Genomic DNA, 20438 nt, shown 5'->3' on the forward strand with positions numbered 1-20438 from the left:
TCGTGCTTACTTCCGCTTCTTGCCGTCGAAGTACGGGTTCTCCCAGATGACCGAGCCGCCCTGGCCGAGGCCGACGCACATCGCGGTCAGGCCGTAGCGCACGTCGGGGCGCTCGGCGAACTGGGCCGCGAGCTGGATCATCAGGCGCACGCCGGAGGCCGCGAGCGGGTGGCCGAGCGCGATGGCGCCGCCCCACTGGTTGACGCGGGGGTCGTCGTCGGCGATGCCGAAGTGGTCGAGCAGCGAGATCACCTGGATGGCGAACGCCTCGTTCAGCTCGAACAGGCCGATGTCGCCGATCGTCAGGCCGGCCTTCTTGAGGGCCTTCTCGGTCGACGGGATCGGGCCGATGCCCATGATCTCGGGCTGCACGCCGGCGAAGGCGAACGACACGAGCTTCATCTTGGGCTTCAGGCCCAGCTCCTTGACGGCCCCGCCGCCGGCGAGCAGCGACATCGTCGCACCGTCGGTGAGGGGCGACGACGTGCCTGCCGTCACACGGCCGTGCGGACGGAACGGCGTCTTCAGGCCGGCCAGGTCCTCCATCGTGGTCTGCGGGCGGCGGCCCTCGTCCTCGGTGGCGAGACCCCAGGAGCCGTCGGCGTCCTTCGTGGCGACCGACACGAGGTCGGGCTGGATCTTGCCGGCGTCGTAAGCCGCCTGCGCCTTCTGCTGGCTCAGCATGCCGTAGCGGTCCGAGCGCTCCTTGGTGAAGTGCGGGAACCGGTCGAAGATGCGCTCGGCGGTGACGCCCATGTTGAGCGCGCCCGGGTCCACCATCTTCTCGGCGACGAAGCGAGGGTTCGGATCGGCGTTGCCGCCGATCGGGTGGTGTCCCATGTGCTCGACGCCGCCGGCGAGAGCGACGTCGTACATCCCGACGCCGATGGAGCCCGCCATCGTGGTGACGCTCGTCATGGCGCCCGCGCACATGCGGTCGATCGCGAAGCCCGGAACGGTCTGCGGGAGCCCGGCGAGGATCGCGACACTGCGGCCGAGGGTCAGACCCTGGTCACCGGTCTGGCTGGTCGCGGCGATGGCGACATCGTCGATGCGGTCCTGGGGAACGCCCGGGTTGCGCTCCATGAGCCCGATCGTCGCCTTGACGGCGAGGTCGTCCGCGCGGGTGTTCCAGTACATGCCTTTCTCGCCGGCGCGCCCGAATGGGGTGCGCATTCCATCGACGAAGAAGACGTCCGAAATCTCGGCCACTCTGCCTCCAAAAGTAGGGATGTCGCCAGCCTAGGAGGGCGCGTGGAGCGGTCGGAATCGGGTGGGGGAAACCTACGAAGCCGTTTCCGACGCCTCCGACACGGTTTGCACGGAATCCACAAAGGCATCGGCGATCACCTGTGAGGTCTGCGCAATCTGCCAGGATCGTGCGCCCAACGCGGCCAGGGCTTCACCGATGGATGCCGCGGTCAGCGGCTGCGGGGGAGTCCAGGCGACGCGCCGCAGGAGCTCCGGCGTGAGGAGGTTCTCGGTCGGCATGTGGAGCTCCTCCGCCCGCTGCTCCACGACGGGGCGAGCCGCCTTGAGACGGGCATCCGCCTCGGGGTTGCGATCGGCCCACGCCCGCGGCGGCGGGAGCGTGTCGCCGCCGGTGGCGCGTTCCAGAGGGAGCTGCGTGACGGCGCGTCCGGCTTCGATCGCCGCCCACCACCGATCCAGCTGCGACCGGCTCGCGCGGCCGGTGAAGTCCTTGACGGCCGCGAGGGCGCTCTTCGACGCCGGATCCGCGAGGACGGCCGCGACGAGGGCGCGGTCGGGGACGAGGCGGCCGGGCGCGACATCCTCCTCCCTCGCGTACTCCTCGCGGGCGGTCCACAGTTCGCGGGCTACGGCCAGCGCCTTGCGGCCTCGCACCGTGTGCAGGCCCGAGAGGCGGCGCCACGGCTCCTCCCGCGGCGGCTTGGGCTCGCGCTCGAGCACGGCGCGGAACTCCTCAGCGGCGAACTCGGTCTTGCCCTGCTCCACGAGCTCTGCGACCAGCTTGTCGCGCACGTCGACGAGATGCTCGACGTCGAGAGCCGCGTACTCGAGCCACGATTGGGGCAGCGGACGCGTCGACCAGTCCGATGCGGAGTGGGCCTTCGCGAGCGTGATGCCCAACGTGTCCTCGACGACAGCGCCCAATCCGACCCGCTCGTGACCCAGGAGGCGGGCGGCGAGCTCGGTGTCGAAGATGGAAGCCGGTTCGAGCCCGATCTCCCGCAGTGACGGAAGATCCTGGCTCGCCGCGTGCAGCACCCACTCCTCGGCCCCGATGGCGTCCTCGAGGGCGCGGAAGTCGCCGATCGGCGGGGGGTCGAAGAGGAACACGCCCGCACCGCGCCGGTACACCTGCACCAGGTATGCCCGCTGCGAGTAGCGGAACCCCGAGGCGCGCTCGACGTCGACGGCGACGGGACCCTCCCCGTCTGCCAGGCGCCGCGCGACCTCTCCGACGCGCGCGACCTCGTCGATCACGTCGTATTCAGCCACGTGGCGACCTGTGCGAACCGAGCATCGCGATCCCTTCCGAGCCGGGCGGGAGCCCGGCCAGCATGCATACCAGCTCCGCCCATGCTTCCACGTGCGGAGCGATCGCGCCTTCCGGGGACCAGGATGCGCGCAGTTCTATCTGCGCGCCGTCGCCCTCCGCGGCCAGTGCGCCGAACCCCTTGGAGAGGGTCTTCGTCGCTGTGCCGGAGGCTGAATGGAAGCCGGCGCGTCGTGATTCGAGGGCGTCGGTGAGCCAGGTCCACGCGACGTCTGCGAGCAGCGGGTCGACGCCGATCTCGGGCTCGAGCGGAGCCTGGGCGAAGCACACGATGCGCCACGGCCCGTTCCACGGCGCCGGCTCCTCCGGGTCGTGCAGGAGGACCAGCCGGCCCGTGCCGTACGGCGAGTCCGTGGCGTCGGGCTCGGGGCGGACGTCGCCCGCGATGGCGAACGCGTTCGGAGCGAGACCCTGCGGCGCGGCGATCTCGCGGACGGTGAGGTCGTCGCGGAAGGAGATCGCCCGCACCGCCTCGGCGGCCTGCTCGAAAGAGCCCGGTGCCGCCGGGGGACGCTGCTCAGTCACGCGGACAGACTAGAGTGATGCCTCGATGGTCGCCTCCAGGCGCGCCGCATGGGGCGGCGCACGCAGTTACCCGGGAGGGCCGAAGGCTCTCGCTCCTCGCCGCAGGCGCAGGACGCCTGCCCTCGTCGCCGGTGTGAAGGCCGCGCTCACGGTGCTGAGCGTGGCCCTGGCCGCCGTGCTCGGAGCGCTCGCGGCGGGCTCCGTCGTGATGGCGCGAAAGGTCGTGACGCCGGCGCGCCGACAGGCCGACACCCGCATCCTGGCGCTCGACATCGCCGCGCAGACGATCACGCTGTCGCGCACGGCCGACACCGAGCTGCCCGGACGCTACGGCCTCTTCACGAGCGGCACGTCCGACTACATCAAGCTCGGTTCGGTGCTCTCGGAGGACGCCTCGAGCGTCAAGCGCAAGCTGCTCACGCACGTTGCGGCCGACGCGAGCCTCGCTCCCGAGGCTGCGTTCAGCGGCTGGTACTACGACCACCCCGAGCAGCTGCACCTGCCTTTCACCCCCGAGCTCATCGGCTCGACGGTCGGGCCGTGCCCGGCGTGGCTGTTCCCGGCGGGCGAGGGCGACACCTGGGTCATCCAGGTGCACGGGCGCGGCACCACGCGCGCCGAGTGCCTGCGGGCGGTGCCGGTGTTCCACGGCCTCGGCATCACCTCGCTCGTCGTGTCGTACCGCAACGACGGCGAGGCGCCCCGTAGCCGCAACGGCACGTATGCGCTGGGCGCCACGGAGTGGCGCGACGTCGACGCGGCGGTCGGATTCGCACGGCGACGCGGTGCGCGCCGGATCATCGTCATGGGCTGGTCGATGGGCGGCGCGATCGCGCTGCAGCTCGCCCTCAATTCAGCGCACGGCGACGCCATCGCGGGCCTCATCCTCGAGTCGCCGGTCGTCGACTGGCGGGTCGTGCTCGACTACCAGGCCAAGGCGGAGCGGGTCCCGGGCGCGGTCAGCCGACTCGCGATCGAGGCGCTGCAGGCCGAGTGGGCGTCGCCGCTGACCCGCACCGGCGCGGCCATCCGCCTCGATCAGCTCGACGTCGTCGCGCGGGCTGCCGAGCTCCGGCATCCGATCCTCATCCTCCACAGCGACGACGACGGATTCGTGCCGTCGGATGCGTCGCACGCGCTCGTCGCCGCCCGTCCGGATCTGGTCGAGATGCAGGTGTTCGAGGTGGCGCGGCACACGAAGCTCTGGAACTACGACCAGGAGCGCTGGAGCGCCAGCATCGGCACGTGGCTCGCCGCCCACGGGATCGTCGCGGACTGACGAGCCCGGATCGGGGTCAGACCGCCGTCTTGGCGCGCACCTGACGCTGGGCGCGCAGGAGCATCCCCGTCATGCCCGAGATGCGCAGCGGCGACACGACCCGGGTCAGCCCGAGCGTCTGCGGGAAGTCGCCGGGCACCGTGAGCACCTCGGCCGCCGTGAGGCCGGTGAGACCCTGCGCCAGGATGCTCGCGAAGCCGCGGGTCGTCGGCGCCTCCGGCGGAGCCGTCGCGTGCATCGCGACAGTCCCGTCGGCATCGACGTCGACGACGATGAAGACCGGGGACTGGCACTCGACCACCCGCTCGTACAGCTCGGGGTGACCCTCGTACTCCGCGGGCACCGGAGGCAGCTCGTAGGAGTACTCGAGCAGCAGCTGCAGCCGATCGGGCTCGGGCAGCTCGAGGAACTCGTCGCGGATCTCGGCGAGACGGTCGGGCAGTGCGGTGTCGGTCATCCCCGCCATTTTCCCATGCTGTGGATGCTGCGGCTCAGCGCGCGGGCGCTTCTCCCGGCTCCGCACCCGTCACGATCGGCACGCGCACGGCGCTGCCCCACTCGGTCCACGAGCCGTCGTAGTTGCGGACGTCCTCGAAACCGAGGAGATGCTTCAGCACGAACCACGTGTGGCTCGACCGCTCGCCGATGCGGCAGTAGGCGACGATCGCGTCGCCGTCCGCGAGCCCGACCTCGCCGCGGTAGATCGCGTCCAGCTCGGCGCGGGGCTTGAAGCCGCCGTCCTCGGCGACCGCGCGTGCCCACGGCACGCTCTGCGCCGACGGGATGTGCCCGCCGCGCAGGGCGCCCTCCTCGGGGTACGCCGGCGCCGAGGTGCGGGAGCCGTCGTACTCCTCGGGGGAGCGCACGTCGATGAGCGGTCCGTTGCCGAGGTGCGCGAGCACGTCGTCCTTGTAGGCGCGCAGCACGGAGTCGTCGCGCTCGACGACCGGGTAGTCGGTCGGCGCGGGGGTCGAGGCATCCGTCGTGATCGGCCGCCCCTCGGCGATCCACTTGTCGCGTCCGCCGTCCAGGAGGCGCACATCCTCGTGTCCGAACAGGGAGAACACCCACAGCGCGTAGGCGGCCCACCAGTTGTTCTTGTCGCCGTAGATGACGACGGTGTCGTCGCGCGAGATGCCCTTGCGGCTGAGGAGCTCAGCGAAGCCCTCGCCGTCGACGTAGTCGCGCACGACGGGGTCGTTGAGCTCGGTGTGCCAGTCCACCTTGACGGCGCCGGGGATGTGCCCGATCTCGTACAGCAGCACGTCCTCATCGGATTCGACCACGACGAGGCCCGGCTCGCCGAGGCGCGCCTGGAGCCAGTCGCCCGTCACGAGCCGACCCGGCTCGGAGTACTCGGCGAACTTCTCGGACGAGGTGTCGGTCTCGACGGTCATGGGAACTCCTGGATCGGGTGCGAGGGCTCGGGCTGCTGTCATCCCGCGTCAAGCGAGGACGGGCGCGCACGGCTGACGGTTAGGGTTGAACCGTCGCCTCCGACCCTAGATTCCCGGGCGGGGCGACACAGCACTTCTGTAAGACTCCGTCACAGGCCCTCTGAACGATTCCGAAGCAGGATCCGCATGACCGTCTCCACCACCCGCACCGGCGTCGTCCACCTCGCGGAGCGCACTCCGCAGCTCGCCGGCGCCGAGATGGTCGCCGCACTCGTTCCGCCGCCCCAGTTCGCCGACGCGACGTTCGACACCTACCGCGCCGACCCCGCCTATCCCTCGCAGCAGGGCGCGAAGGATCTGCTCCAGGCCTTCTCGGGCGCAGCCGCGCCCGTCAAGGGCGGCCTGTTCCGGCGCGCGAAGCGCCCGGAGCTCAAGCCCGGCGTCTACCTCGACGGCGGCTTCGGAGTCGGCAAGACCCACCTGCTCGCGTCCGTGTATCACGCGATGCCCGCCCGCCGGAAGCACTTCGGATCCTTCATCGAGTACACCGCACTCGTCGGCGCGCTCGGCTACCAGAACACCGTCGAGCTCTTCCGAGGCGCCGACCTGCTCTGCATCGACGAGTTCGAGCTGGACGACCCCGGCGACACGATGGTCATGACACGCCTGCTCGCCGAACTCGTGGCCTCGGGGACGCGGCTGGCCGCGACATCCAACACCCCTCCCAATGCACTCGGCGAGGGGCGCTTCGCCGCGCAGGACTTCCTCCGCGAGATCCACGCGATGGCGTCGAGCTTCCAGACGATCCGCATCGACGGCACCGACTTCCGCCATCGCGCGGTCGACGGGCACGCCGTCGTGCTCGAGGAGCCGCAGTACGAGGCGGCGATCGCGGATGCTGCGGCGACCGGCCTCGCGTCGGACGACACGTTCGACGCGCTCGTCGCCCACCTCGCGCACGTGCACCCGTCCCGTTACATCCGGCTCATCGAGGATCTGGCGCTCGTGGGGCTGCGCGATGTGGCCCCGTTCACGGATCAGTCGGCGGCCCTGCGGTTCGTCGCCTTCATCGACCGCGTCTACGACGCCCAGCTGCCCATCCGCGCGACAGGCTCGTCGCTCGATCTCGTCTTCCCCGAGGAGATGCTGGCCGGGGGATACCGCAAGAAGTACCTGCGCGCCGTCTCGCGGCTGGTGGCATCGACCCTCGCGTGATGCGCCCGGTCGCGCCGGGGCCGGCCTCTTCGCGGCGGGCTCTCGCCCCGCCGAAATCTGATGTTTACATCAGAGGGGTCGACGTAACCATCGCGAAACACGGTACGCACGGCGGGTGAAACCGGCCCTCGCAAAACTGTGGTCAGCACAAGGCGGACACCCGTGACGCCTCGTGGAAATGTCACTGACCCGATGCGAGGTATCACCCCATGGACGCACCCGGCAACATCGCCTGGGCGGTCACCGCAACCGCCCTAGTCCTTCTCATGACGCCCGGTGTGGCGTTCTTCTACGGCGGTCTCGTCAAGGCCAAGTCCGTCGTCAGCATGATGATGATGAGCTTCGGCGCGCTGGGCCTCGTCGGCGTGCTCTGGATCCTGTACGGCGCCAACATGAGCGTCGTCGACGGCACCTGGAGCTTCGCCGGCAACCCGTTCAGCGATTTCGGCCTCTCGGGCCTCTCGAGCGGCGAGGGCGCGAACGTCGGCCTCCTGGGCACCGCCTACGGCGCGACGTTCGCGATCATCACGGTCGCCCTGATCTCGGGCGCGATCGCCGACCGCGCGAAGTTCGGCGCGTGGATGATCTTCGCGGGCCTGTTCGCGACTCTCGTCTACTTCCCGGTCGCGGCCTGGGTCTGGGGCGGCGGCTGGATCTACAACCTCGGCACGACGATGTTCGGCGAGGAGAGCGGCGTGGCCGTGATCGACTACGCCGGCGGCACCGCGGTGCACATCAACGCGGGTGCCGCGGCCCTCGCGCTCGCCCTGGTGCTCGGCAAGCGCATCGGCTTCCAGAAGGGCATCCTCAAGCCCCACAACGTGCCGCTGACGCTCCTCGGCGCCGCGCTGCTGTGGTTCGGCTGGTTCGGCTTCAACGGCGGCGCGGAGTGGCTGTCGGAGGACATGGGCAACGTCGGCCTCATCACGATCAACACGCTGGGTGCGACCGCCGCGGCCGTCATCGGCTGGATCGTCGTCGAGAAGTTCAAGGACGGCAAGCCCACGTCGGTGGGTGCCGCCTCGGGTGCGGTCGCCGGTCTCGTCGCGATCACCCCCGCGTGTGCCAACCTGACCCCGGGATGGGCGCTCCTGCTCGGCGTGCTCGTCGGCGCGATCTGCGCCCTGGCCATCGAGCTCAAGTTCAAGCTCGGCTTCGACGACTCGCTCGACGTGGTCGGCATCCACCTCGTCGGCGGCCTCTTCGGAACGATCTACCTCGGCTTCTTCGCGACCGAGACCGGCCTCTTCCTCGGCGGCGGTCCCGACCAGCTGATCGTCCAGGTGATCGCCGCCGTCGGCGTCCTGCTCTACTCGTTCATCGTCGCCTTCGTCATCGGCTTCGTGATCGAGAAGACCATCGGCTTCCGCGTCAAGAATGAGGACGAGCTGGCCGGCGTCGACACCGTCGTGCACGGCGAGGAGGGCTACCTCCTGGACGAGCGCGTCTGATCCTGACGGATCCCCCGGATCCGAAGGCGCCGTGGCAACGCCACGGCGCCTTCGCCGTGTTCGGGCGTTGGCTAGGGTGACGATGTGACACAGCGAAGCGGGCTGCGAGGCATCCTGAGCGGCATCTTCCGGCCCCGCCGGACGGCGGTGCCGGCGAGGACCGCGCCGGGGCCTGAGGACGGCCGCAGCGGGCCGACGGCGACCGTGGAGGTCGCGCCTCCCGGCAGGGGAGCGCTGCGGATCACCTACGCCCCCGATCACGACGGCGACCCGGATGCCGGCGAGATCATCTGGACCTGGGTGCCGTACGCCGAGAAGGACGGCCGTGGCAAGGACCGGCCGCTCCTCGTGATCGCGCGCCAGAGCGCCGACCGCGTCTACGCCGTCCGGCTCACCAGCAAGCCGCACGACGGCGACCGGGACTTCCTTGCGCTGGGCACGGGGGAGTGGGACGCGCAGGGCAGGCCGTCGTGGATCGACATCGAGCAGCTCTACAGCGTGCATCGCGAGGGCATGCGGCGCGAGGCATCCGCTCTCGACCTGAACCGGTTCGTGCGCGTGGCCGACGCCCTCCACCGCCGCTACGGCTGGGACGTCGGCAACTGACGCAAGAAGACCCGATCACTTTCGTGACCGGGTCTTCTGTGGTGGTGGGCGATACCAGACTCGAACTGATGACCTCTTCCGTGTGAAGGAAGCGCGCTACCAACTGCGCCAATCGCCCGTTCCCCGAGGGGGACGAGTAACAACCTTACCGGATGCCGGAGCGTGCCTCGAACCACATCGGCGAGACACGCGCGGGGTGCACTCGGTTTTGCAGGACGCTCAGGATCGGTTAGAGTCTTTCAAGTGCCCGGGTGAACAAGCCGGAAACAAAATGCGGATGTAGCGCAGTTGGTAGCGCATCACCTTGCCAAGGTGAGGGTCGCGAGTTCGAGTCTCGTCATCCGCTCGAGTGCAGGGATCTCTTTACGAAGAGGTCACGGCACGTGGGGTCAAACCACACGCGGTGGCGTGGCCGAGCGGCTAGGCACCGGCCTGCAAAGCCGTTTACACGGGTTCGAATCCCGTCGCCACCTCCACTCGAATTGAATAGCCCTTCACGGGCGCGATTGGCGCAGCGGTAGCGCGCTTCCCTGACACGGAAGAGGTCACTGGTTCGATCCCAGTATCGCGCACCACCTGAAACCCCCGCTTCGGCGGGGGTTTTGCCGTTCACGGCGGTTCAGCGGATGAGCTCCGACGGGTACACGTCCCTGATCCGCTCCCGGAAGAACCTGCCGGCGCTGTCGGCGTCGCGCAGCGCCCGGTGCACCGACGGCGGCACCGCGAAGTAGCGGTACACGTCGCCCGACGCGAATTCGAGCTCGAGCACGGCCGTGTCGGCGTCGTAACCGGCCGACGCGATCGCCGCGGAATCCAGACGGAGTCGTCGCACGGCTTCAGGCTACGCGGACGGGCCGCGCTACCGTGGTCGGCGTGACCGACGATCTCGCCGCCCGCATCCGCGCCGATCTGCAGACCGTCGCCGACCCGGCGCGCGCGCCGGGACAGCAGGCGTACATGAAGTCGGCCATGCCGTTCCTCGGCGTCCGCGTCCCGGACGCGCGGCTCGTCGCGAAGCGGGCGGCGAAGGGGATGGATGCTGCGACCCTGCGCGCGACGGCACTCGAGCTGTGGGACACCGCCGGCCACCGCGAAGAGCGGTATGCCGCCCTCGCGCTGCTCGCCATGCGCCCGCTGCGCGGCGACCTGGCGCTCGTGCCGCTCGTCGAGCACATGGTCCGGACGGGACGGTGGTGGGACTTCACCGACGAGCTCGCCCATCGCCTCGCCGATCTGCACGACGCCCGCCCCGCCTCGACCGGCGTCCTCGCGCGAGCCTGGGCGCACGATGACGACCTGTGGATCCGGCGTATCGCGATCCTGTCGCAGCTGGGCCGAGGTGATCGCGTCGATCCGGATCTGCTGGCCGACACGATCGCGCCGAACCTCGCCGACCCCGAGTTCTTCCTCCGCAAGGCGATCGGGTGGGCACTGCGCGAATACGCCCGCGTCGCGCCGGAATGGGTCCGGCAGTACGTCGACGGGCACGCGCTGAGCCCGCTGTCACGCCGTGAGGCCCTCAAGCACCTCTGACCGCGCCGGTCACGCGTTCAGCTCGGCGAGAACCCGCGGGTACACGTCGATGTGAGCACGCGCGCCCAGGAAGACGTCGGCGTGGCCGTATCCGCGGAGCACGGTGAGCGAGTGCCGGCCCGGCTGATGCCGCTCGAGGTAGGCGTGGGTCTTCCGCTGGCTCTCGGGGAGGAACGCGCGATTCTCCGCTCCGGTGAACAGCGCGAAACGGGCCTGCGTCCGAGGAGCCGTGGCAGTGAACCTGACGGGGAGTCCGCCCTTGGCGCGGATCGGCACGACCTGCCCGGCGCGGTCGGAGGCCGCGAGCTGCGCGTAGAAGCTCATGGGAACGCGGCCGAACTCGGTCGCCACCCAGTCGTGGGTCGCGGCATCCAGATTCGCATGGCGCCACAGCGCGGGGTGTCCCGATCCGAGCGCGAAGCTCGCCATGTTGCAGCTCGCGTTGCCGCACTCGGCGTGCCACATGCGCACGGCGTTGCGGGTCACTCGAGGAAGGGCGCCCTCGGGTCCGTCGCGCCAGGGGACGTCAACGTACGACTGCGTCCGCTGGACGAGGGGTCGGAGCGTATGCAGCTTCACCCGCGCGAACGTCGGCATCACCGGATGCAGCGAGACGCCGTTCGACACGATCACGTCGACCTCGGGCACGAGCCCGCTGACCGCCGCCATGCTGAGCGCGGTCGATCCCTGGCAGTGCGCCACCGCCCGCAGCGACGAGGCGCCCGTCTGCGCGAGCACGTAGCGGACAGCGGAGGGCACGTCGTGCAGCGCGACGTCGTCGAGCGTCCACGGCCGCGGGTCGAGATCGGTCGAGCCGCGCCAGTTGAGCATCCACACGTCCCAGCCGTCGTCGAGAAGCGCGTCGACGAGCGTGCGGGCGACCGGAGGGCGGAACGACTCGGCGCGCATCGCGACGCCATGCAGCAGCAGCACCGGCCCCTTCGTGGGCCCGGCGTCGGTGCGCACCCTGATGAGGGTGATGGCCACGCCGTCGCCCGCGTCGATGAAGTGCACCTCGTCGTGATGCCGGAAACGCGCTGTCGCCCTCACGATGCGTCCTCCGCCGGCGACGCCGACGAGACCGCGGCCGGAACAGTGCCGGGTGCGGGCGGTCCTGGGCGCAGGTACACGTCCTTCATCGAACCGGCGAAGAACGCGCCGAAGCGTGCGATCGAGCCGAGCGGGCCCGACCCCGACCCGCGGAAGGTCGTCAGCTGACGCGCGAAATCGAGCGGCAGGATGCGCAGGATGCCGGCGCCGATCACGTCGGCCGGAGCATCCTGCGCACCGTTCTCGCCTGGCGGGACGTGCCCGCGCATGAGAGTGATGTACAGCGTGGAGGTGTCGGTCCACATGTCGAACCCGCGGTCGTTTCGGACCGTCTTGAAGCCGTACATCGTGAGCGGCTGGCCGGACAGGTCGCTGAACCAGAGCCGGTAGCGCATCTCGCGGGTGAGGGCGGCCGCCGCCGTCACGAACAGGTTGGCCCATCCGCGCTGCACGGGCAGCCGTCCGCCGAGCAGGTCGCAGTCGACGTACCCTTCGGCGATCGCGGTGTGATCCTCACCGGCGGCGAAGCGCTCGACATCCGGTGCGGTGATCGTGAGCTGGAACATGAATCGCTGCGCGAGCTGGCGTCCGAGCTCCCAGCCGGCGAGCGGATCGGTCTCGCCCAGGGCCAGGTGGCCCTTCATCTTCTCGGTGAACTCCATGCCGCGGCCGGCGACCGGGTCAGCGGGCGCCTCGACGACCGGCGTAGGGGCCACGTCCGCCGCCGCGCGGCGTCGCCGGGGCTTCGGCTTCTCGAGGGCGTGCTCGAGGGCGCGGTCGGCCATCGCGGCGATCGTGAGCGAGGGGTTGGGCCCGACGGGGCCGGGCACGGCGGAGCCGTCCACGACGAACAGCCCGGCGTGGCCGAACGATTCGCCCCAGCTGTCGACGACGCCCTCCTGGGGGGCGCGGCCCATCGGCGTGCCGCCCAGCGGGTGGACGGTCACGACGCGTTTCGTCCACCAGAGCGGGTTGTCGCGGAACTTGCCGCCGAGCGACTCGGTGATGCCCTGCATGGTCTCGCGCATGGCGTCGAAGTACGCCTTGCTGGTCGCGGTCGTCCACTCGACGTCGATCTCGCCGTCGACGAGGGTGATGCGTCCGTCGGGCGTGTCGCGGCCCATGCCGAGCAGGGGGAGAGAGCTGGAAGTCAGCCGCCCCTGGCCGACGAGCTTGGCCACCTCGGCGGAGATGGTGGACTCGTTCTTGTTCGTCAGCCGATGCGCGACCATCTGCGAGACGACGCCGGCAGCGCGGCGCATCGACGCGGTGACCTGGGCCGTCTCGACCAGCCAGCTGGTGAACTCGGGGAAGCCGGCCTCCTGCACGTAGTACCCGCGCCCCTGTCCCTCCTCGTCCAGCCCATCCGGCTTGCGGATCGCGGTCGTGATCACCGGCCCGTACGCCGGGTCGATCATCCTCGTGTGTCCGGCCTCGGTCGTGGACTGCGCGCCGAAGCAGAAGGTGAGCAGGTCGCCGTTGCCGCTGAAGCGCGTTCCCAGCGCGCGTCCGAGGGCGGGCAGCGCCACCCTGTTGCGCAGCAGCAGCGCGGTGGTGCCGAACGTGCCGGCGCCGAGGAACAGCTGGTCGCATGTGATGCGCAGATGCGTGCGCTCGTGACGGCCGCTCGCGTCGGGCTCGCCGTACCGCACGTAGCGCACGTCGTACCCGCCGCCGTCGAGCGGCGTGACGCCGTACACCTCGCACAACGTGCGGAGCTCGGCGCCGTGCGAGGCCGCGGCGGAGAGGTAGTTGTGGTCGAGGGTGTTCTTCGACCCCTCGTTGCAGCCGATATCGCACTCGCCGCACAGCCGGCACGTCAATCGCGTCGCGTTGTGCAGGTTGCCGTACGAGGGGACATCGATCACCTGCTTCGGGATCGCCTCGGATCCGGGCCTCGACGAGAACGACACGGCGAGCGGGGGCGAGAAGGCCTGCAGCCCCAGGGTCTCGGCGGCGTCGCGCAGCGCCCGCGCCTTGGGGAGATCGGGATACGGGTTGGGCACCGGCGTCATCATCGCCTCGACGGCGTCGTAGTGCCGGTCGAGGTCGTTGCGGCCGATCGGCCAGTGCTCGTACCCGCCGCCGGGAAGCGGCGAATCGTGGACGAACCAGCGCTCGTCCTTGCGCAGGAGCACGTTGGCGTAGATGAGCGACCCGCCGCCGAGGCCGGCCGACACGATGCCCTCGAGCTTGCGGAAGGAGCGCACATCGAACAGGCCCAGCAGTTCGTCCTTCGGCTCCCAGAACGCCCGGCTCATCTCGTACGGATTGCGCGCGAAGCTCCCCGGCGGATAGGCGCGTCCCCGTTCGAGCAGCACGACGGAGCGGCCCGCTTCGGCCAGTCGGTAGGCGCTGACCGATGCCCCGAATCCGGAGCCCACCACCACCGCGTCGACGTGTTCGGCCGCGGGCATCTCAGGCCACCTCCGTACGGAGCTCGGCGTGCCTCTGGTCGTTCTCGTGTTGCGTACGGATCATCGACTCCCTCTCTGCGGGGCTCGGCGACACACTCGGTGGAGACGGTCGTACACCGGAGGAGTCCCGCGCGCCGCAGAAGATACGTCGCCCCGAAACCACCCCCTCGGCACTCAAACTAGTGATCCCGACGACGGCGCCGCAACGGATGCCTCACGCCCCGAGTCGTGCTGCGGAGCAGGACTGCCGAAAGATCTGCGCGGCGCATGTACGAAGGATGGCCCGTGCGTGCTCTCTTCACTATGATTCGGGCAGATCCACGGACCTGCCCTCCCGCGTTAACCGCCGGCCACGAGGAGACCCAAGGTGCTCAGACGCTTCTACGCACGGATCAATCGCACGAGGCCGTGGTATCGGCTTCCCTTCCTTCTGGGCCTGCTCAACCTGATCGCGCTGCGCGACGAGCTGCGGGAGGCCAACCTCGTCGACACCCGCACGCCGGGCGGAGCCGGCCGTGCACCAGGCGTCACCCCGGCCACGGCCGGCGAGGAGCGACGGCGGTTCCGCACCGCCGACGGCTCGTTCAACGATCTGGGAGATCCCGACATGGGCAAGGCGGGCACACGATTCGCGCGCAACGTGCCGCTGGCGCACGCCTGGCCCGCCGGGGGCGACGAGCTCATGACACCGAACCCACGGGAGGTGAGCCGGAAGCTGATGCGCCGCGAGACGTTCACCCCGGCGACCTCGATCAACCTCCTCGCCGCCGCCTGGATCCAGTTCCAGACGCACGACTGGTTCGCGCACGGCAGGGAGCCCGCCGACGTCATCGAGATCGACGTCGCCGACGGCGACGACTGGTTCGAGCAGCCGATGCGCATCCCGCGCACGAAGGCGGACGACACCCGCACGGACGCCGACCGGGACCTGCCTCCGACGTTCATCAACAACAACTCCCACTGGTGGGACGCGTCGTCGATCTACGGCAGCACTCCTGAGCGTCGCGAGCAGGTGCGCAGCCACGTGGACGGAAAGCTCGTCCTCAAGGACGGGAACCTGCCGCTGGACCCCGCCACCGGGGTTGCGCTGACCGGGTTCAGCGAGAACTGGTGGGTGGGCCTCGGCCTCCTGCACACACTGTTCACCCTCGAGCACAACGCGATCTGCGATCGGCTGAAGAAGGACTACCCGGGCATGACCGAGGACGAGCTCTTCGGCACCGCGCAGCTGGTGGTCTCGGCGCTCCTCGCCAAGATCCACACCGTGGAGTGGACGCCCGCGATCATCGCGCACCCTGTGCTCAAGGTCGCCATGCGCGCGAACTGGTGGGGGCTCGCGGAGGAGAGGCTCCACCGTATGTTCGGCCGCCTGAGCAAGAGCGACGTCATCAGCGGCATTCCGGGATCCGGGTTCGACCACCACGGCTCGCCGTATCAGCTGACCGAGGAGTTCGCGGCGGTGTACCGCCTCCACCCGCTTCTGCCCGACACCCTCGAGGTCCACTCGCTCGACGACGGCTCCCTGGTGGACAGCATGGAGTTCCAGGAGATCATCCTGCTCAACGCCCACCGCGTGCTCACCTCGGGCGCGAAGGTCCAGGACCTCTGGTACTCGTTCGGGGTGCAGCATCCGGGCGCCGTCCAGCTGCACAACTTCCCGCGCTGGATGCAGGACATCACGCTGCCCGACGGACTGCGCCTCGACCTCGCCGCCCTCGACGTCATGCGTGATCGCGAACGCGGCGTCCCGCGGTACAACGAGTTCCGCCGTCAGCTGCACCTGAAGCCCGCCGCGACGTTCGACGAGCTCACCGACAACCCGACATGGGCTCAGGAGCTCGAGGCCATGTACGGCGACGTCGAGAAGGTCGATCTGCAGGTGGGCATGCACGCCGAGACACCGCCGCCGGGATTCGGGTTCAGCGACACCGCGTTCCGCGTGTTCATCCTCATGGCCAGCCGCCGCCTCAAGAGCGACCGGTTCATCACCGACTGCTACACCGAGGAGTACTACACGAAGACGGGGATGCAGTGGGTCGCCGACAACACGATGGCCTCGGTGCTGCTTCGCCACTACCCGCAGCTCGCGCCGTCGCTGGACGGCGTCAAGAACGCGTTCGCCCCGTGGAACGTCGTCGGCTCCACAGCCGCACGCTCCACCAGCACGGCATCGGCCGCGGCGAGCGCCGCGGGATGAGGGGAGTGTCATGACCGTCACCGAGGCGGACCGCGAGGCGCGGTTCACCCTGATCCGCACCTACTGGGACGTGCTGATGGCCGCCGACATGCCGGCGTTCCGCCGGCTGCTCGCGCCCGACGCCGTCATCCACTATCCGGGTCAGAACCACATGTCGGGCGACTACCGGACGACCGACGACATCGTGGGGCTGTACACCCGGCTCACGCAGTTCATCAAGGACGGCATATTCGTCGGCGAGGTGCTCGACATCACCGCGGGCGAGACGTTCACCACCGTCATCCTGAAGTACGAGATCCGGATGCCGGTCAAGACCCTCCACGGACGCGCCACCGGTATCTTCATCCTCGACGAGAACCACCTGATCAAGGAGTACTGGCTCCACGAGTGGAACCAGCAGATGATCAACTGGGTGTTCCGCTCCTCGCGCTGGTTCGGATGGACGATGAAGCTCCTGCCGAAGAAGAAGGCGACCTGACGATGGCGACGCCGAAGGCTGCGCAGAAGCCCCTGCCCCCCGGACGGTTCGGGCTGCCCTGGCTGGGCGAGACCCTGTCGATCCTGCGCAACAACCACCGGTTCTACCAGGACCGCATCGAGAAGTACGGACCGATCTTCAGAACGCGGCTGTTCGGCAACAGCTTCGTGATCTTCTCGGGGCACGAGGCGTTCCACACCTTCGCGATGGACGAGCGGATCGTGCGCGGTGACGCGGATCCGATCTCGGCCGAGCAGATCTTCATGAACTCGCTCGCGCTGATCGACGGCGTCGAGCACCACGCGCGCAAGGCCGTCATGCTGCGCGCGGTCGGCTATCGGTCCGCGATCGCGTCGTACCTGCCCACGATGCAGGAACTGCTCGAGCGCAGCATCGATCCGTGGCTGAAGAGCGGCACCGGCCACGACCTGCGGGCGGACCTGCAGCGGTTCGCGGCACGGCTCACCGGGGCGCTGTACACCGGCGACCGCAGCGAGGAGCACGCGGCAGAACTCGACCACCACCTCGCCAACATGCGCGATGCGTTCATGACGCTGCCGGTGCCGATCCCCGGCACGAAGTACGGCAAGGCGATCGCAGGTCGGCGGCGCATGGACGAGATCATCGGCGACGCCCTCGCGAAGCACCAGCAGGGCGGCTACGACGACGTCGTCGCCCGTATGATCGTCGCCGCGAACGACGCCGACGTGCCGGTCGAGGCGCTCCGCGGCGACATCCGTCACCTGATCTTCGCGGGCCAGGGCGGCTACTTCGTGCCGCTCACGCTCACCACGATGATCGTCGGGCAGCACCCCGACGTCATGGAGCGCGCCCGCGCGGAGGTTCTCGCGGTCTCTCCGGACGGACCGATCACCATGGAGCAGATCGAGCGCATGGAGTACCTCGAGCAGATCTCGAAGGAGGTGCGCCGGTACTTCGCCATGAACTCCGCGACCTTCTTCGGCCGAGTGCAGGCCGACATGGAGGTCGGAGGCTTCCGCATCCCGAAGGGGTGGGGCGCGATGGGCGGCATCCACATCAACATGCGCAACCCCGACGTCTTCCCCGATCCCGACCGCTTCGACCCCGACCGCTTCGAGGCGACGGCCGAGGCCGCGCTGCCCCCGGGAAGCTACGTCCCGCACGGCGACGGCCAGAGCACGCACCACCGGTGTCCGGGCGAGAACATCGTGACGGTCGCGGTCAAGATGTACCTGACGCTCCTGCTCCGCACAGCGGAATGGTCGATCCCCGAGCAGGACCTCACGCTCACCAACGAGCTGTTCCCGCTGCCCGCAAGCGGACTGCGGGTGAACTTCCGCCAGCACGTCCCCGTCGCGGGCTGACATGGCGGACGTGACGCGCGAGCGCGGGCTGCGCAAGCTCATGCACCTCACACAGCTCATGGTGTGGGGGGATCGCCAGCCGATCACGCGCACGCCCGCCGACGTCGGCCTCGCCGCCGAGGACGTCTCGTTCACAGCGACCGACGGCATCGACTTGAAGGGCTGGTTCGTCCCCTCCGGCGCTCCGGCGGGGCCGGCCGTCGTCTTCGTCCACGGCTGGCTCTGGAACCGCACCGGGAACGCGGCGGGCCGTGTGCCGTTCGTCGACCGGGACGTCGACTTCCTCCCCGCGACGAAGGCGCTTCACGACGCGGGCATCCACGTGCTGCTCTTCGACCTGTCGAACCACGGCGAGAGCGGCACGCGCCCGCCACTCACCATGGGCCGCTGGGAGGCGCGCGACTTCAACGGAGCCGTCCACTATCTGCGCGGCCGCCACGACGTCGACCCCGCCCGCATCGGCGCGCTCGGCACCTCCGCCGGCGCGAACACCGTCATGTATGCGATCCCCGGCGGCCCGCCGGTCAAGGCGCTGCTCGCGGTGCAGCCCACCCGGCTGCCGGTCTTCAACCGCAACTTCGCGCGCGACGTGCTGGGCCCACTCGGACCGGCCGCGGCGGCGAGCACCGACCTCCTCTACGTGTTCCTGCGCGCGCCGCTGCCGAGCCGCCACGACCCGGCGATTCCGGCACGGGAGCTGGGCGACACCGTCGTGCAGTACGTCCAGGGGACGGGTGACCCGTGGGGCGAGATGGGCATCGTGGAGGGGTTCTCCTCGGTCACGCCGCGCTCGCTCGGCGTCCTGCGGTATCCGTCGACGGGTCGCTACGAGGGCTATCAGTACGTGAGCAAGGAGGCCGACGACGTCGCAGCCTTCTTCACGGCGCACCTCTGAGATCGGGATCGGGCGGCCGCGGCATCCGTTCGCGGCCACCCCACCCGATCAGGGGTGCCAGAGCGAGTCGTGGGCCGCCTGGCGCGTGTACTGTCGCGGGTCGAAGAAGCGGTCGTAGTACTCCATCTCGAGATGCGAGAACTGCAGCCACATGCCGGGCGTGTAGAACGCGTCCACGTGCGCGGGGAACCGGCCGTAGGTGTCCCAGATGTAGTTGCAGATCTCCTTCGTGTACGCGATCTCCTCCGGACCGAACCGGGTGCCCTTCTCGAGGAAGGCGCGCGCGTCGTCGGAGTTGCGGTACGGGCTCGAGAACACCTTCTCGTTGCCGTACGCCGGCCCGGTGGCGCTGTACTTCGACTCGACCACCCGGTCGACGGCCTCGTCCATCGACGACACGTAGGGGGGAGTGAGGCCCTCGAGGATGCCGTCGATCCCGACCGGGTTCGCCTGCGACGCGGGCACCGGCGGCCACGTGCGGTGCTTCTTCGGCTCCTCGAGGCGGAACCCCAGGCCGTGCCAGCCCTTGGCCTCGTCCTGCTGCCAGATGTACGGCGGGAACACAGAGCCGTGGATCCAGCCGCCGAGCCCCATCGACTGGCCGAGGAGCATGAGGTTCTGGAAGTAGAAGAACGACTCGTAGTCGGTGCGCAGCGCGCCGCCGAAGCCGAGCGGCGCCTGGCTCTCCTTGTTGAGGTAGCCGCTGCGCACGCGGTCGAGCCCGCCGATCGGGTGGTAGGGGATCTTCGGACCGATCCCGAGACCGCTGCCGATCTTGGCGATCCACTCGACCGCGTTCTTCGGGTGGAACCTGCGCCAGTCGTCGAGGAACAGCGGCCGCATGCCTCCGGGCTCGGTGAGCAGGATGATGATCGCGTTGATGTACTGCCATGTGCAGTCGACGACCGGGAAGAAGATCGTCGTCCCCGGGGCGTTGGACGCCTGGTTGTTCCAGCCGAGGTAGTAGGGCCACTCCCGCGGGAAGTCGAGCCGGCGGTCCGACACGCGCACCATGCACTCATCGGCCGCGCCGATCCAGTCGGCTTCGCTCCAGTCGCCCCACTTCGGCGGCAGATCCTTGAGGAGCTCGAGCGCGCGCTCGCCGCGGGGCGCGCGGAGCAGGAAGATGCCGTCGTCGTTGATCATGAAGAAGTGGGTGGCCTGCGCGTTGTCGGCGCTGCTGCCGGTGCGGGCCATGATGTTGAGGAACGGCGTACCCAGCTCGTCCAGCCCGTTGTTCTCGACGAGCGGGCCGTCGTGGGTCGTGATGCCGGTGATCCCCGTCACGCACGTGATGAGGATCGCCTCCTCGAGCTTGCTCAGCGGCGCCGGAGCGTTGTGGCTCTCGTGGCTGAGCGGGCCGGCGTTCACCGAGAAGCCCCGCGGGATGCGCCTCGTGCGCCGTTCGGTGAGCGCGGACAGGAACGGATACGCGGCGAGGTCGGCAAGCGCCGGGTGGGTCGCGGAAGCCGTGGCCTCGGCCGGGGACGGGTCGATCGATGTCATG

At 69.6% G+C, this 20438-nt stretch carries 18 protein-coding genes and 4 tRNA genes; 12 read left to right on the top strand and 10 right to left on the bottom strand.

Annotated elements, in window-relative coordinates; all coding sequences use genetic code 11:
* Nucleotides 1-6: 6 nt before the first annotated feature.
* From ACFC1K_RS14330 to ACFC1K_RS14340, 3 genes are all read right to left on the bottom strand, one after another.
* The gene (locus tag ACFC1K_RS14330) at nt 7-1212 is read right to left on the bottom strand and encodes a thiolase family protein (protein WP_375872123.1); all 1206 of its coding nucleotides are present in this window, start codon (nt 1210-1212) and stop codon (nt 7-9) included.
* 72 nt (nt 1213-1284) lie between these two features.
* Nucleotides 1285-2484, bottom strand: coding sequence for a ribonuclease D (locus ACFC1K_RS14335; RefSeq protein ID WP_375872124.1), 1200 nt, complete (start codon nt 2482-2484; stop codon nt 1285-1287).
* A complete protein-coding gene (locus ACFC1K_RS14340) occupies nt 2477-3067 on the bottom strand; it encodes a DUF3000 domain-containing protein (protein WP_310290881.1) in 591 nt (196 codons plus the stop codon). The genes ACFC1K_RS14335 and ACFC1K_RS14340 overlap by 8 nt, the downstream gene beginning before the upstream one ends.
* A 25-nt stretch (nt 3068-3092) precedes the next feature.
* On the opposite strand from ACFC1K_RS14340, the gene ACFC1K_RS14345 reads away from it, so the two are divergent.
* Nucleotides 3093-4346 (top strand): alpha/beta hydrolase family protein, encoded by a 1254-nt coding sequence (locus ACFC1K_RS14345; RefSeq protein WP_375872125.1) that lies wholly within the window; start codon nt 3093-3095, stop codon nt 4344-4346.
* A gap of 16 nt (nt 4347-4362) precedes the next feature.
* On the opposite strand, the gene ACFC1K_RS14350 is transcribed toward ACFC1K_RS14345, so the two are convergent.
* Nucleotides 4363-4803, bottom strand: coding sequence for a SufE family protein (locus ACFC1K_RS14350; protein WP_310290876.1), 441 nt, complete (start codon nt 4801-4803; stop codon nt 4363-4365).
* A gap of 34 nt (nt 4804-4837) precedes the next feature.
* On the bottom strand, nt 4838-5743 hold the full coding sequence (locus ACFC1K_RS14355; RefSeq protein WP_375872126.1) for a sulfurtransferase: 906 nt from the start codon (nt 5741-5743) through the stop codon (nt 4838-4840).
* Between the two features lie 186 nt (nt 5744-5929).
* Between ACFC1K_RS14355 and zapE the strand changes: the two genes are divergently transcribed.
* The 3 genes from zapE to ACFC1K_RS14370 all read left to right on the top strand — a co-directional run bounded on the left by zapE (nt 5930) and on the right by ACFC1K_RS14370 (nt 9015).
* The gene (zapE, locus tag ACFC1K_RS14360; RefSeq protein ID WP_375872127.1) at nt 5930-6958 is read left to right on the top strand and encodes a cell division protein ZapE; all 1029 of its coding nucleotides are present in this window, start codon (nt 5930-5932) and stop codon (nt 6956-6958) included.
* Nucleotides 6959-7167: 209 nt separating this feature from the next.
* A complete protein-coding gene (locus ACFC1K_RS14365) occupies nt 7168-8409 on the top strand; it encodes an ammonium transporter (RefSeq protein ID WP_056367312.1) in 1242 nt (413 codons plus the stop codon).
* Between the two features lie 147 nt (nt 8410-8556).
* The gene (locus tag ACFC1K_RS14370) at nt 8557-9015 is read left to right on the top strand and encodes a type II toxin-antitoxin system PemK/MazF family toxin (RefSeq protein ID WP_375872409.1); all 459 of its coding nucleotides are present in this window, start codon (nt 8557-8559) and stop codon (nt 9013-9015) included.
* A gap of 42 nt (nt 9016-9057) precedes the next feature.
* Here the strand turns inward: ACFC1K_RS14370 and ACFC1K_RS14375 are convergent.
* Nucleotides 9058-9133, bottom strand: a tRNA-Val gene (locus ACFC1K_RS14375).
* 155 nt (nt 9134-9288) lie between these two features.
* On the opposite strand from ACFC1K_RS14375, the gene ACFC1K_RS14380 reads away from it, so the two are divergent.
* The 3 genes from ACFC1K_RS14380 (at nt 9289) to ACFC1K_RS14390 (ending at nt 9590) form a co-directional block, all read left to right on the top strand.
* A tRNA-Gly gene (locus ACFC1K_RS14380) sits at nt 9289-9361 on the top strand.
* Nucleotides 9362-9417: 56 nt separating this feature from the next.
* Nucleotides 9418-9491 (top strand) — tRNA-Cys (locus ACFC1K_RS14385).
* Nucleotides 9492-9515: 24 nt separating this feature from the next.
* Nucleotides 9516-9590, top strand: a tRNA-Val gene (locus ACFC1K_RS14390).
* Between the two features lie 44 nt (nt 9591-9634).
* Here ACFC1K_RS14390 and ACFC1K_RS14395 read toward each other — a convergent pair.
* Complete coding sequence (locus ACFC1K_RS14395; RefSeq protein WP_375872128.1) at nt 9635-9847, bottom strand: KTSC domain-containing protein; 213 nt, start codon at nt 9845-9847, stop codon at nt 9635-9637.
* A gap of 41 nt (nt 9848-9888) precedes the next feature.
* On the opposite strand from ACFC1K_RS14395, the gene ACFC1K_RS14400 reads away from it, so the two are divergent.
* Nucleotides 9889-10548, top strand: coding sequence for a DNA alkylation repair protein (locus ACFC1K_RS14400; RefSeq protein WP_375872129.1), 660 nt, complete (start codon nt 9889-9891; stop codon nt 10546-10548).
* A 9-nt stretch (nt 10549-10557) separates the two neighbouring features.
* Here the strand turns inward: ACFC1K_RS14400 and ACFC1K_RS14405 are convergent, their stop codons facing one another.
* Together ACFC1K_RS14405 and ACFC1K_RS14410 are read right to left on the bottom strand one after the other, a co-directional pair.
* Nucleotides 10558-11598: an alpha/beta fold hydrolase gene (locus ACFC1K_RS14405; RefSeq protein ID WP_375872130.1), complete on the bottom strand. Its 1041-nt coding sequence runs from the start codon at nt 11596-11598 to the stop codon at nt 10558-10560.
* Nucleotides 11595-14015: a GMC oxidoreductase gene (locus tag ACFC1K_RS14410; protein ID WP_375872131.1), complete on the bottom strand. Its 2421-nt coding sequence runs from the start codon at nt 14013-14015 to the stop codon at nt 11595-11597. The genes ACFC1K_RS14405 and ACFC1K_RS14410 overlap by 4 nt, the downstream gene beginning before the upstream one ends.
* A gap of 367 nt (nt 14016-14382) precedes the next feature.
* Between ACFC1K_RS14410 and ACFC1K_RS14415 the strand changes: the two genes are divergently transcribed.
* The 4 genes from ACFC1K_RS14415 to ACFC1K_RS14430 are packed head-to-tail and all read left to right on the top strand — an operon-like array spanning nt 14383 to nt 18931.
* On the top strand, nt 14383-16212 hold the full coding sequence (locus ACFC1K_RS14415) for a peroxidase family protein (protein ID WP_375872132.1): 1830 nt from the start codon (nt 14383-14385) through the stop codon (nt 16210-16212).
* A gap of 10 nt (nt 16213-16222) precedes the next feature.
* Nucleotides 16223-16690: a nuclear transport factor 2 family protein gene (locus ACFC1K_RS14420; protein ID WP_375872133.1), complete on the top strand. Its 468-nt coding sequence runs from the start codon at nt 16223-16225 to the stop codon at nt 16688-16690.
* Nucleotides 16691-16692: 2 nt separating this feature from the next.
* Nucleotides 16693-18036: a cytochrome P450 gene (locus ACFC1K_RS14425; RefSeq protein WP_375872134.1), complete on the top strand. Its 1344-nt coding sequence runs from the start codon at nt 16693-16695 to the stop codon at nt 18034-18036.
* A 1-nt stretch (nt 18037) separates the two neighbouring features.
* On the top strand, nt 18038-18931 hold the full coding sequence (locus ACFC1K_RS14430; protein ID WP_375872135.1) for an alpha/beta hydrolase: 894 nt from the start codon (nt 18038-18040) through the stop codon (nt 18929-18931).
* 48 nt (nt 18932-18979) lie between these two features.
* On the opposite strand, the gene ACFC1K_RS14435 is transcribed toward ACFC1K_RS14430, so the two are convergent.
* Entirely contained in the window at nt 18980-20437 is a 1458-nt protein-coding gene (locus tag ACFC1K_RS14435; protein WP_375872136.1) for a hypothetical protein, read from the bottom strand.
* Between the last annotated feature and the right edge of the window lies 1 nt (nt 20438).

This window comes from Microbacterium sp. NPDC056057 (assembly GCF_042266945.1).
In the GTDB taxonomy this organism is placed as follows: Bacteria; Actinomycetota; Actinomycetes; order Actinomycetales; family Microbacteriaceae; genus Microbacterium; species Microbacterium trichothecenolyticum_C.

Bases quoted from the DNA above. Each gene is read 5' to 3' on its own strand.
- ACFC1K_RS14345 (WP_375872125.1), top strand. From the start codon at position 3,093: ATGGTCGCCTCCAGGCGCGCCGCATGGGGCGGCGCACGCAGTTACCCG.
- ACFC1K_RS14350 (WP_310290876.1), bottom strand. From the start codon at position 4,803: ATGACCGACACCGCACTGCCCGACCGTCTCGCCGAGATCCGCGACGAG.
- ACFC1K_RS14355 (WP_375872126.1), bottom strand. From the start codon at position 5,743: ATGACCGTCGAGACCGACACCTCGTCCGAGAAGTTCGCCGAGTACTCC.
- zapE (WP_375872127.1), top strand. From the start codon at position 5,930: ATGACCGTCTCCACCACCCGCACCGGCGTCGTCCACCTCGCGGAGCGC.
- ACFC1K_RS14365 (WP_056367312.1), top strand. From the start codon at position 7,168: ATGGACGCACCCGGCAACATCGCCTGGGCGGTCACCGCAACCGCCCTA.
- ACFC1K_RS14410 (WP_375872131.1), bottom strand. From the start codon at position 14,015: ATGCCCGCGGCCGAACACGTCGACGCGGTGGTGGTGGGCTCCGGATTC.
- ACFC1K_RS14420 (WP_375872133.1), top strand. From the start codon at position 16,223: ATGACCGTCACCGAGGCGGACCGCGAGGCGCGGTTCACCCTGATCCGC.
- ACFC1K_RS14425 (WP_375872134.1), top strand. From the start codon at position 16,693: ATGGCGACGCCGAAGGCTGCGCAGAAGCCCCTGCCCCCCGGACGGTTC.
- ACFC1K_RS14430 (WP_375872135.1), top strand. From the start codon at position 18,038: ATGGCGGACGTGACGCGCGAGCGCGGGCTGCGCAAGCTCATGCACCTC.
- ACFC1K_RS14435 (WP_375872136.1), bottom strand. From the start codon at position 20,437: ATGACATCGATCGACCCGTCCCCGGCCGAGGCCACGGCTTCCGCGACC.